The following is a 12,427-nucleotide window of genomic DNA, read 5'->3' on the forward strand; positions in this document are numbered from 1 at the left end:
TAAAGCCACTGAAAAAGTTACCTTTCCCAGTGGCTTTTGGCTGTTAATATCCCTTTATCTCCTCATCCTCTTCTTCATACACGCCACCAGGTCCAGTCGGACTCCCCGGTTGACCATTGGCCGGATCGTCTTCACTGTCAGGCCATGTTGGATTGGTTTGATTATGATTGGGGTCTTGGTTATTCCACTGATTGTTGTTTTGGTTGTTATTAGGGGTCTGGTTATTCCACTGATTGTTGTTCTGGTTATTGTTTGGACTCTGATTATTCCACTGGTTGTTGTTCTGGTTGTTATTTGGATCCTGGTTGTTCCATTGGTTGTTGTTCTGGTTGTTGTTCTGGTTGTTATTTGGATCCTGATTGTTCCATTGATTGTTGTTCTGGTTATTATTTGGATCTTGGTTATTCCACTGGTTGTTGTTTTGATTGTTATTAGGGTCTTGATTGTTCCACTGATTATTTGGGTCTTGGTTCGGGTTTTGGTTGTTCCATTGATTGTTCGGATCTTGATCGTCGTTCCACTGTCCGTTATCCCAGCCGTTCGGATCAGTCGGATCAAAGATGATGTCTTCGTCGATCTCATCTTCCTCCTCTAACTCTTCCAAGCTCCATTCTTCGAGACGATTTTGAGCTGCATAGTAATCTTCTGACACAACCTCTTCGTCCGGCTCTTCCTCATCAAAGCGGGCAATGGTTCTCGTCGTTTTCACTTGATATCCAGAAGCCCCTTCATCAATAACTGCTTTATCACCCACTCGTCGCTGGCTGGAAAAACGCACCCGTGTCTTCGGTTCGATTTGGGAAATCTCCTCCACCTCAACATGGATTCGATACGGAAGTTGAAGTCCGTGGAGTTCCGCCTGGAGCGTTGTACCATTCATACTTAATTGAAGTTCATAATCCGTTGCGTTTGGGTTAAAAAACACGAGATCTCTTTCATAAGGAACCACGTTCGTATCAAACCCTAAAGGAACGCCTTCAAGGAGCTCATGACGCTGTGAACGCTCCATCACTTCAAAGTTACTCGAAAGGAGAGCCTCGTAAATGGCGGAAGACAACAGAACCAACTCTTCTCCTTCAATAGGATCTATCCCACTTGTGTCCATCGATTGAAGCAGAGAAAACGAACCCTCCGCAGGGATCGTCACAGATCCCATCGCCCCAACCCACTGAACGAGTAGTTCACTATTGTAAACGGTTCGAGTAGCCGCATTCAGCGGGCCTTCAGAGAGCCTGTGCTCTTCATAAACATAATCGTGTACATGCTTTACCGTATCTTCTGCAGGAAGCTTGGCAATTTCTATTTCAATATCTTGTGCGAGCGCTTCCGTATTTACAAGCATGGTAGGTTCTTCAATAAATACAAACTTGTCGATATGCTTTTTCAGTTCATTTTCATTGACCGAAACAATCAGGCCATCGGCATACCCTTCGCCGTTAAAGACGCTCTCAACGGTTTCTTCCACATGAAAGGTAAACGTTTCATGTGGAAGCGTAATCGCTTCATCATACCACGTCAGCACCACATCGGCTTCTTGTAGCCACCCCGTCGTTTCCCCTTCCAAAGCCAACACGGCCTCGTCTTCACTCATCTCGCTCACATCTACACTAGCCAACTGGGTTTCACGATCGAGTCGCTCTTTTTCCCAAAATGTGCCGTAAACGAGGGAGCCTGTATAAGAAAAGAGAGAAAGAAACGCGACACTTCCGACTAAAACGAGCAATGTTGCTGCAAACCACTCATGAAATTTCATGACGTCTCCTCCTGTGATTTGAGGCCTTCCAAAAGGGTAAAAACGAACCTTTTGTCTGCCTTCTGAATTTAATGTTTGTCTTGATCAAGGGAGTCAAATAGACGCTGACGTCTTTTTAAAAGAGACTGCTCCTCATTTTTTTGTTGATCAACGTTCACTTCCGCTTTCTTTTGAAGTGGTCGCTTATGTACCGGTTCTTGGTCATCTTGTAAATTTACGTTTGTGTCTTTATCAGTCGAACGATCGCCCTTGCCTTCTACAGAAACCTCAGTGTTCGTCTCATGAACGCCGGTCTCCTCGGGATCGTTCTCCAATGTGTCATCCTGATCCGTCCCTTTTAATCTCGCACTTACAACGAAAGAAATAAGCACAAGAACGACAAACAATATAGAAACGATCATCCACCATTGGTATAAATCAAGAAGGGTAAACGCTCCAGCTGTGATTAATCCTGCACCAATCACGAGAAGAGCCGTTACTTTTCTACTGAACACGGACGGTAAAACCATCATGATCGGAATCAGCAATAAGGTTCCCGCTGCCACGAATATATACTCTATCAAAATGTCATTCACCTACTTTAGCTTTCTTTTTCTCATATTTTCATTTTATACCAGTCTTTACAACATTGAAAGGATACAAGATGCAGTATTTCGCAGTATTTTTCCATCAACTTCACATCATTGTGGGTATTTCGACACACGACCGGCTAAAAAAATGCCCGAAAAAAGAAAGATTCTTTTTCCGGACATGAAGTCATTTATGAGAACTGAGCCACACGATTTCGCCCTTGTTGCTTCGCCCCTGTATACATGGCCCGGTCGGCGTTTCGTAAAACAGCCATGGCATTATCATCTGGATCTGTTTTGCCAGCCACACCAATACTCGCTGTGACTTGGATTAAGGTTTTGTTCCCTTCAGTCAAGTCATTCTCTACAACGAATGGATGATTTTCAAGAGCCTGTCTTAATGTTTCAGCCAAGCTTTTCGCAAAGGAAAGGTTTGTATTCTCTATTAAGATAACAAACTCTTCTCCCCCGTACCGAGCTACTGTTCCAGCACTTCCTACGGTATCCTCGAGCACATTCGCCACCTGGCATAGGACTTCATTTCCACTATGGTGACCGTACGTATCATTGACCCGCTTAAAATGATCAAGATCTAAAAGAATGATGGCAAACTGTTGATCGACGCTCCCTTGTTTATCAAACTTTTCAAGGAGCAGATTCTCAAAGTATCTGAAATTATACAAGTTGGTGAGGGCGCAACGCTCACTTTCTTGTTTCGTTTTTTCATAGTTTCTCGCATTTTGCACAGCCACCGCCAAGTAGTTAGCCATAAATTCCAAGATCATCACATGGCGCTTTTCAAAGGCCCGTTTTCTCGCGGACGTTAAGGTGATGACCGCGACACACTCTTGGTTACGCATAACAGGAACAGCAATGACGGACTCTGTGTTGGCAAGAACGTCTCGGCTCTCCAGGTCTGCCCATTCACGATGTTTGTCAAAATGAATCGTCTTGCTTGTTTCCGTGACTTTTGTACTCAATTGGTCGACGGGCTTTCCTTCAAACGGTTCAGTCGACTGTCTGAACCGAATCCCGTCTTGGGGATTGTAATCATAAAGGTGAATCGTATCTACAGGGAATATGGTTTTTAAATGTTCAAAAAACAGATTGATAATTTTATTTACACTTAAGTTTTCATTGACTTGGTATCCGTACAAACTCACTCTTTTTAAAAGATCATTGGACGTTTCCAAACTATGATACTGTTTAAGAATTAAACTCACACTTACAAAAGGGATACCCATTAAAAAGATGGCAATAAACCCAATCTGGTTATACAACATAGCAAGGGTGAGACCGACAGGGACGATCATCACAGCCGACACGGCTTCCCACTTTAACCCTTCGTCCCAAAAGCTGACATCCCGCTTTGTTAAATATTTGATAGCTACGTAAATGAACACGTGGTTAGCGACAAAGAAGGTGACGGCGTAGCCAATAGCAGGAAGGACCATGTCTCCTGTAATGCGCTCTACATCCCCCGTTGTTCCTCCAAGAAGGTAAAAGACCCCGGCAGACACCAGGGATACACAAAGGAAGATAACTGAATTAAATGGAAAGCGATACATTTCTTTTTTTGACAAACGAAGCATGGACAATGCTGTAAACAAAGCCAATTGCGTCACTGCCATTTCAATCAATAGCCCAAAATGTAAAAACACGGCTAAGGCGATCCCGTGTAGTGGTATAAGTGACGTACTTTTTATTCGAATCGGAAATAAAGATACTAAAACAATGAGTACGGCAAAAGCAAAAAGACCAGCCATATTTTCATACGGGAAGGTTCGAAGATGATCGATGATGAAAAACAAAAATATAGGAAACACAATGATCCACAATGCCCAAACTATCTGCTTCCGGTCTTTTTCCATAACGATTCCTCACTCCCTTTTGCCTCGTTTTCGTTTCGATCTCTTTTTCCACATCAAAGACGAAAAGGATTTTTTTACCACATAAGAGTGGTTAACCATTATTCTATCATAAGATGTTCACTATTGTTAATACTATTGTCTTATTTTTCGGAACATTTATTAAAATAGGGCATCTTTTTGTGGTCAATTAGACCCATCATTTATTAAAAAAGGTCGGATTTTCCCTACAAATCCTTGAGAACCTGTAATTAAAAGGGGGCCATTGTAATCACCAATCCAGGCTACAGGGTCGTTAACGATCGTTACCTCTGCAACATTCTTTGTAAGCTCGTCCACAGTCGCTGCTCGCTCATCGTCGAATGTGGTCACGACTACTGTAGTGAACGCTTTTTTTAATGTCTTTAACATACTCGTATAGTCTTTGTCTTTCATCACGCCAAATAAAACAGTAAACCTGTCGTCCGGATAAAGTTCGCCCACAGTTTTCACCAAAGCTTCAATTGCCTGAGGATTATGTGCCGTATCAAGGATTCGTCGTGGGTGCCCGCTCACTTCCTCCAACCTTCCTGGTACGTTTGTGTCCTTCAATCCCTCTCTAATGGCTTCTTCGTCCACCATCATGGCATAATGCTGCTTCATATAATCAAGAGCCATTACCGCGAGCGTGGCATTGGTGACTTGATGGTCTCCGCACATGCCAATGGCAAGGTTTTCAAGTGATTGATAGTTTGACGTAAACGTAAACACGGTTTCACCTGCCGTACGTGTTACAATGTCTCCTCGTCCGTAAATGCCCGCTTCATAGACTTTCGCATGCTTTTGACTAGCCTCTATCTTTATTTCTTCCAAAGCCTCCCCTGTTGCTCCCGTAAATACAGGCACACCAGACTTGATGATCCCTGCTTTTTCCCGGGAAATATCGCGAATGGTGTCACCAAGCCATGCTTCATGATCCATCCCTACGGTAGTAATGATCGATACAAGAGGGACGATCACGTTTGTTGCGTCTCGTCTTCCACCCAATCCGGTCTCAATGATCGCAATATCGACTGGTTTCATAGAAGAAAAATAGTAAAGAGTCGCGGCCGTTGTTCGCTCAAACTCCGTTACCGTTGTTGCTAGCTCAGCTTCTGTTTCGTTAATGGCTGGGGTGATTTCGTTGATGCACCGCTCGAATTCCTCGTCACTGATTCGCTCTCCATTGATTGCAATTTGCTCTGCCGGTGTTTCCCAATAAGGAGACGTATATGTACCTGTAAAAAAGCCCGCTTTCGTTAACATGTTTTGCAGAAACGCCGTGGTCGATCCTTTTCCGTTCGTTCCCGCAACATGAATGGTTTTCACTCTTCGCTCAGGGTGGCGAAGCTTCTCCATTAGACGTTCCATTCGTTCTAATCCCAAGTTGATGGTAGACATGATGGTTGCTCCTCTCAATTGTGAAAATAATAGTAATCTGATACCATTTTGAAGAAACCGCAAACAAAATGCAACGTTGAAGGAGAATTCACATGCAATACGGATGGCTCGTTTATAATAGCAGTTTACTTACACCAAAGTTTATTGATTACGCTGAGTGGATGAACAATGCTGCCAAAAAAGCTGGCGTCACGTTGGACCTCGTATTAAACAGTGAGGTGCTCGTCACCATCGACCAAAATGGCGCAAGAGTTCTACAATTTCCCGAGCACCTCAGTCACCCAGACTTTGTCCATTTTGCCGATAAAGATTTGCACCTTGCCAGGCACTTGGAAGGGGCCGGTATTCCACTGTTTAATTCAAGCAGTGCCATAGAAAAGTGCGACAACAAAGCCCTGATGCACAGCGCTTTGGCCGATCACCGTATTCCTGTACCTAAAACGATTGTCGCCCCGAAAGTTTTTGACGGCTGCACACAAGGAAACGACCGTTACACAGATTACATCGTTGACCAACTGGGACTTCCTCTAGTGGTTAAAGAAGCATATGGCTCGTTTGGTGAACAAGTATACAAAATCAACTCACAAGTAGAATTAGGAACAGCCATCACAAAGATTGGAAGTAAAGAGGCGATTTTTCAAGAATTGATCGAAGCAAGTGCTGGGAGAGACATTCGACTGAATGTGGTTGGAGATCGTGTAGTTGCTGCCATGGAACGGACATCAAAAACAGATTTCCGTGCGAACGTGACCGCTGGTGGGACGACAAAACCTTACGAACCAACAGAAGAAGAAAAAACATTGGCAGTCAAAGCCGCCCAAGTGATCGGCGCCGATTTTGCCGGTGTGGATTTGTTGTTTGGTGAAAAAGGACCGATTCTTTGTGAGATCAACTCAAATCCCCATATCAGAAGCATTTACGAATGTACAGGTGTGGACGTGGCGCCTTTAATGATCGAATATATCATAGAGAAAGTAAGCAATTAAAAAAGGCTGTGTGCGGAACCCGCACACAGCCTTTATTCATTTAACGACCTGTAAATCGCCTCTCCGATATAACCAATCGCTTCTTTCCCAAGGCGGTTGTTCGGTAATTGATCCAATAAAACCGCTATATACACGTCTTCTCCCCTCACGTTCATGATTCCTACATCATGTTCCACTCCCTGTAGCTCACCGGTTTTATGGGCTAGAGTAAAGGACGATTTGCCTTCAATTCGATAAGGCAACTTTCCCCTAAGCTGTTGTTGTTTCATTGTGTGTATCGCTTTTTTACTACTTTCCGACGTGAGGATCTCGCTCGTGTTGGACAAGGCTTTGAGCATGGCCACCATATCTCTCGCACACGTCGTGTTGTCCACCCCTCTTTTAGCACTCTCTACATCCATAAACGATCGACGCAATTTCGTATTTGTGCAACCTAATCTCTTAATTGTGTGGTTGATCTGGTCTTTTCCGAGCATATTGATCAAGCAATTGGATGCCGTGTTATCCGACTGAGTAATCATCAAAGTCATCAAATCGCCAATAGAGAGAGACTCCACTGAGTGAAGATGTTGAAGGACACCCATCCCCCCAACCCGCTCACTTGGACGAACAGTGATTCTGTCGTTTTCGTTTAACTGCCCCTCGTCTATCAGACGATACGCTTCTATCATAATCCCAAGCTTGATCACGCTCGCAGCCGGTACGACGCGGTTTTCGTCCATAGCGATTGTATCGCGTGGCGATTCAATGAAAATGGAGTATGTGCCCTTTAGTTCGGTCACACGTTTATGAATCGTACTGTAGAGTTTGCTCATTACACTCCCCCTTTTTAGAAACGACTGTTATTGTAGGATTACGCTATTTTAATTGGCGTTTCTTTTACTACTCTGTGAACCAATACCGTCGTAATCACCGCTATAATAATGGACCCTGCAATTGCGATTGCAATAGGAGGTACCGGTAGATTTAAATTGAGTAACCCCATAACAGGTCGCGGGGTATTAAAATTCCATAACAAGTCATTTAAAGAAACGATTAAAAGACCAACCAAAATCGTAACAAATCCACCGGCGCCTCCGTATCGATAAAACCCTAAGCCAACAAGCCAACCTACAAGAAAATAAATCGTGACTACGAGAAAATAAGCGCTCATCGTCAATAACCAACTGTTTTCACCAAGTGGTGATAACTGAATTTCGGAAAAAACAGTAATATTAATAAAGCTTATAATCCACGTGCCAATCGCTGTAATACCTATGATCGTCATGGTTAGCCCAAGGGATGAAAGGAATGCCCCTTGAAAGTACGACCTTCTCGTCACGCCATGTTTCACATACATGGGTAGGAATGCTAAGCTTGAAAGAATCCCACAAACGAGCATAAAGATCGTTGCTGTTTGAAACGTAAAGGTCAGTAGCGACATGGACCTTAATTCCGGCTCATGGACAAACCAAACAACGGCAAAGTAAAAAGCATAGACAATGGGTAAGTACCACGCAACCCATTTCATTTGGATAAAGTAAAGATCAACCGCAATCTTCTTCCCCATTTTATTCATGGTGGTCATTCCCCTCCTTTGTTAATTGAATAAACAAGTCATGAAGTGAAACATTTCCTACTTCCAACCCTTTTTGCTCCACATCAACTTCTTTTTCTTTCGGTAATTCTCCGTACACCATCACCGATTTTGTGCCCCCAAGCTGTTGTTCACTTAACACATGAAGTCCAGCCACGACGTCGTCAACTGCCCCACTCGAACCTGTCACAGAAAATCCTTTTTGTAAAAGAGAATCGAGTTCTTCTTGAACGAGCAATTTTCCTTTGTGAATCATGAGCACTTCGTCAAACAAGTATTCCATTTCTGAAACTAGGTGGGTAGACAAAATGAATAGCCTTGGGTTGCGCGCTTGCTCTTCTAATACCTCTTGATAAAAAAGTTCCCTGGTCGGTACGTCCATCCCTTGGTATGCCTCATCGAAAATGGTAATTGGTGTTCGACTTGCTAAACCGATTGTGACATTAAAGGCAGACTGCATTCCCGTTGATAATTTCCTTAGAGGTTTCGTTGTTGGCAGTTGAAATCGCTCTACTAGTTCTTCTGCATATGTTCGATCAAAGGTAGGACGATAGCGCTCTGCCACTTCAAAGAAATCGTTAACAGTATCGTATTCGTCCTTGTAGTCTGTTTGATGTATGAACGTTACTTGAGCCACAGCTTTCTCGTTTTCAAAAATGCTTTCCCCGTCTATTTTTATGTGACCGCTCGTTTCCTTTTGGTAGGCAGCCAATAAAGAGAGTAAACTCGTTTTTCCAGCGCCATTTCGACCGATCAGTCCATAGGTTTTTCCGTCTTCCAATGTAAAGTTCAATCCACTTAATGCTTCAACGTCTTTATAAGACACACACAAACCCTTTGCCTCTACTTTACTCTTCATGATCCACCCTCCCTTTCAACTTCTCTATGATTTTCACAATTTCACTGTCTGACAGCTTCAGTTTATTTGCTTCTTTTAACATGGGTATTACAAACTCCTCAGCAAATCCTTCTCTTCGTTGATGAACCAATTTTTCTTTCGCCCCTTCCGCCACAAACATGCCTACACCTCTCTTTTTGTAAACAATCTCTTCTTCTACAAGGAGGTTAATGCCCTTTGCAACCGTAATATGATTGACCTTATAAAACTGAACGAGCTTGTTCGTAGATGGAATTTGGTCATGCTCCATTAGTTGCTCATTGATGATCTGGTCTTCAATGACTTCTTTTATTTGAATAAAGATCGGCTTTTTATCATCTAACGATTTACTCAATGCCTGAGTCACCTCCATGTACCGTTATATACTTATATACTTGTGTATATAAGTATATGTGTCGTGCAGATATATTGTCAATGAAAAAAGCTAACTCCGCTAAATTTGAAATAAGTCGCTCAATCCCACATTTATCTCCGCTAAATGAAAAATAAGTCCGCCATTTACACATTTATCTCCGCCAAACCAAAAATAAGTGCCTCATTCGGGTGGCGAAAGATCCCGATCCCTTGCGCCTTGGCCTCCCTCACAAAACCCCAAAAACACCAAAAAACCGCCCACTCCAACTAGAGAGGGCGGCCCACATCCTTTAATTCTTCAACTCAGCAATTCGCGCGTCTACTTTATCGCGCTGCTCGAGGTAATCTTTTTCTTTTTCACGTTCGGCTTCAACAACGGCTTCCGGAGCTTTCGCAACGAAACCTTGGTTGCCAAGTTTCTTTTGAACTCGCGTTACTTCTTGGTCAAGTCGCTTGCGCTCCCCTTCCAATCGCTCAATTTCCGCATCCAAATCAAGAAGTCCCGCTAGTGGCATATACAATTCAACGCCGCTTAATACGCTACTCATAGATTTTTCAGGAGCTGTCATGTCCACAGCCATTTTTAAGTCACTTGGGCGACAGAAGCGTTCGATGTACGTCTGACCACGCTCAAGCTGGTCTAAAATCTCAGCGTTATCCGCTTTGATCTGAAGCTCTACTTCTTTACTCATCGGTACATTCAATTCCGCACGAGTGTTACGTACGCTACGAATGATCGCTTGAAGAAGCTCCATGTCTTTTACAGCTTGGTCGTTAACAAGAGACTCTTCTTTCACCGGCCACTTGGCAACGGTGATGGACTCTCCTTCGTGAGGAAGGTGCTGCCAGATTTCCTCTGTAATGAACGGCATGAATGGGTGCAATAAACGTAACGTTTGATCAAGCGTATAAGCAAGTACAGAACGAGTCGTGTGCTTCGCTTCTTCATCGTCACCGTTCAATGGAAGCTTCGCCATCTCAATGTACCAGTCACAGAAGTCATCCCAAATGAAGTTGTACAACGCACGGCCTACTTCACCGAACTCGTACGCATCGATGTATTTCGTTACGTGCTCAATCGTTTCTTGAAGACGAGTCAAGATCCACTCATCGGCGATCGATTTTTTCCCGGTAATGTCGATCTCTTCATACTTGAGACCATCCATGTTCATCAAAGCAAAACGGGATGCGTTCCAGATCTTGTTTCCGAAGTTCCAGTTCGCTTCGACTTTTTCCCAATAGAAACGAAGGTCGTGTCCCGGTGAACTTCCTGTAGACAAGAAGAAACGAAGTGCATCGGCACCGTACTTGTCGATCACATCCATTGGGTCGACTCCGTTACCAAGGGACTTACTCATTTTTCGTCCTTCCGCATCACGAACGAGGCCGTGAATCAATACATCTTTAAACGGACGCTCGCCAGTAAACTGGAGGCCTTGGAAGATCATACGGGCAACCCAGAAATAAATGATGTCATAACCGGTTACGAGCACATCCGTTGAGTAGTGACGCTTGAAGTCAACGGCGTCTTCGTTCGGCCAACCCATTGTTGAGAACGGCCAAAGAGCGGATGAGAACCACGTATCAAGTACGTCTTCGTCTTGCTCCCAGTTTTCAATGTCTTCAGGTGCTGTACGTCCAACGTAAAGTTCCCCTGTTTCTTTATGGAACCAAGCCGGAATTCGGTGTCCCCACCAAAGCTGACGAGAGATACACCAGTCACGAATGTTCTCGATCCAGTGCATGTATGTTTTTTCAAAGCGATCCGGAACGAAGTTGACTTTTCCTTCTCCTTTTTGCAACTCAATCGCTTGCTCCGCTAGAGGGCCCATTTTAACGAACCATTGTGTAGACAAATATGGCTCAACGACAGCGCCGCTTCGCTCGGAGTGACCAACGGAATGCATGTGGTCCTCAATTTTAAACAAAACGCCTTCGTCTTGAAGGTCTTTCACGATTTGTTTACGGCATTCAAAGCGATCCATCCCTTCGTACTTCCCGGCTTTGTCATTCATCACGCCGCCTTCATCCATAACAAGGATGCGCTCTAGGTTGTGACGGTTTCCGATTTCAAAGTCGTTCGGGTCGTGTGCCGGTGTAATTTTAACCGCTCCAGAACCGAACTCCATGTCTACGTAATCATCAGCAACAATCTCGATTTCACGTCCAACGATTGGAAGCTTCACTTTTTTCCCGATCAAGTCTTGGTAACGCTCGTCTTTCGGGTGAACGGCAACAGCTGTATCACCGAGCATCGTTTCCGGACGAGTCGTTGCCACTTCAATGTGACCACTGCCGTCAGCAAGCGGGTACTTCATGTGGTAAAAGCCGCCTTGAACGTCTTTATAAATAACTTCGATATCAGATAGGGCCGTTTTTGTTTGCGGATCCCAGTTGATGATGTACTCGCCACGATAGATTAGGCCCTCTTCGTATAAACGAACGAACACTTCATTAACCGCATCAGATAGACCTTCGTCAAGGGTAAAGCGCTCGCGGGAATAGTCGAGGCTAAGCCCTAGCTTTGACCACTGCTGGCGAATAAAGTCAGCATACTCTTCTTTCCACTCCCAAGACTTTTCCAGGAATTTTTCGCGACCGAGGTCGTGACGAGAAATGCCTTCTTCGCGCATTTTCCCTTCTACTTTTGCTTGTGTGGCAATTCCAGCGTGGTCCATTCCTGGAAGCCAAAGAGCGTCATACCCTTGCATACGCTTCGTACGAATCAAGATGTCTTGTAGTGTCGTGTCCCACGCGTGTCCAAGGTGTAGTCGCCCTGTTACGTTCGGAGGCGGGATTACAATCGTATAAGGCTCCTTGTTCTCGTCTCCTGTAGCTTCAAAAAACTTTCCGTTTACCCAGTACGGATACCACTTGGCTTCAGTTGCCTGCGGATCATACTTCGGGGGCATTGATGTTTCGTTATTCATGTTTATTCCTCCTTAAAAAAATTTGGCGTTATGTGTGTTTGGCTTCTGCGGAAATACAAAAAAGCCCCCTTCGT

At 44.2% G+C, this 12,427-nt stretch carries 10 protein-coding genes and 1 other annotated feature (1 of these 11 cut by a window edge); of the genes, 1 reads left to right on the forward strand and 9 read right to left on the reverse strand.

Going from position 1 to position 12,427, the window contains the following annotated elements; genetic code table 11:
- Nucleotides 1-43: 43 nt before the first annotated feature.
- The 4 genes from G476_RS0113220 to G476_RS0113235 all read right to left on the reverse strand — a co-directional run bounded on the left by G476_RS0113220 (nt 44) and on the right by G476_RS0113235 (nt 5,609).
- Nucleotides 44-1,753 carry a VanW family protein gene (locus G476_RS0113220; RefSeq protein ID WP_026690520.1) on the reverse strand — a complete coding sequence of 570 codons (1,710 nt, stop codon included), beginning with the start codon at nt 1,751-1,753 and terminating at the stop codon, nt 44-46.
- A gap of 68 nt (nt 1,754-1,821) precedes the next feature.
- Nucleotides 1,822-2,316: an MFS transporter gene (locus G476_RS0113225; RefSeq protein WP_026690521.1), complete on the reverse strand. Its 495-nt coding sequence runs from the start codon at nt 2,314-2,316 to the stop codon at nt 1,822-1,824.
- A gap of 197 nt (nt 2,317-2,513) precedes the next feature.
- Nucleotides 2,514-4,193 carry a sensor domain-containing diguanylate cyclase gene (locus G476_RS0113230; protein WP_026690522.1) on the reverse strand — a complete coding sequence of 560 codons (1,680 nt, stop codon included), beginning with the start codon at nt 4,191-4,193 and terminating at the stop codon, nt 2,514-2,516.
- Between the two features lie 183 nt (nt 4,194-4,376).
- Nucleotides 4,377-5,609: a bifunctional folylpolyglutamate synthase/dihydrofolate synthase gene (locus G476_RS0113235; RefSeq protein ID WP_051314797.1), complete on the reverse strand. Its 1,233-nt coding sequence runs from the start codon at nt 5,607-5,609 to the stop codon at nt 4,377-4,379.
- A 92-nt stretch (nt 5,610-5,701) separates the two neighbouring features.
- Between G476_RS0113235 and G476_RS0113240 the strand changes: the two genes are divergently transcribed.
- Nucleotides 5,702-6,595 (forward strand): ATP-grasp domain-containing protein, encoded by an 894-nt coding sequence (locus tag G476_RS0113240; RefSeq protein WP_035186486.1) that lies wholly within the window; start codon nt 5,702-5,704, stop codon nt 6,593-6,595.
- A 32-nt stretch (nt 6,596-6,627) separates the two neighbouring features.
- Here G476_RS0113240 and G476_RS0113245 read toward each other — a convergent pair whose 3' ends face one another.
- The 5 genes from G476_RS0113245 to G476_RS0113265 all read right to left on the reverse strand — a co-directional run bounded on the left by G476_RS0113245 (nt 6,628) and on the right by G476_RS0113265 (nt 12,353).
- Nucleotides 6,628-7,410: a serine hydrolase gene (locus tag G476_RS0113245; RefSeq protein WP_026690525.1), complete on the reverse strand. Its 783-nt coding sequence runs from the start codon at nt 7,408-7,410 to the stop codon at nt 6,628-6,630.
- Between the two features lie 38 nt (nt 7,411-7,448).
- Nucleotides 7,449-8,153, reverse strand: coding sequence for a hypothetical protein (locus tag G476_RS0113250; RefSeq protein WP_026690526.1), 705 nt, complete (start codon nt 8,151-8,153; stop codon nt 7,449-7,451).
- Nucleotides 8,146-9,030: an ATP-binding cassette domain-containing protein gene (locus G476_RS0113255; protein WP_026690527.1), complete on the reverse strand. Its 885-nt coding sequence runs from the start codon at nt 9,028-9,030 to the stop codon at nt 8,146-8,148. Before G476_RS0113255 ends, G476_RS0113250 begins: the two co-directional genes overlap by 8 nt.
- Nucleotides 9,020-9,403 (reverse strand): GntR family transcriptional regulator, encoded by a 384-nt coding sequence (locus G476_RS0113260; protein WP_026690528.1) that lies wholly within the window; start codon nt 9,401-9,403, stop codon nt 9,020-9,022. Before G476_RS0113260 ends, G476_RS0113255 begins: the two co-directional genes overlap by 11 nt.
- 310 nt (nt 9,404-9,713) lie before the next feature.
- Complete coding sequence (locus G476_RS0113265; RefSeq protein ID WP_026690529.1) at nt 9,714-12,353, reverse strand: valine--tRNA ligase; 2,640 nt, start codon at nt 12,351-12,353, stop codon at nt 9,714-9,716.
- Between the two features lie 73 nt (nt 12,354-12,426).
- Nucleotide 12,427: a binding site (T-box leader), on the reverse strand; it runs 240 nt beyond the window's last position.

It is taken from the genome of Alteribacter aurantiacus DSM 18675 (assembly GCF_000429705.1).
GTDB classification, from domain to species: Bacteria; Bacillota; Bacilli; order Bacillales; family Salisediminibacteriaceae; genus Alteribacter; species Alteribacter aurantiacus.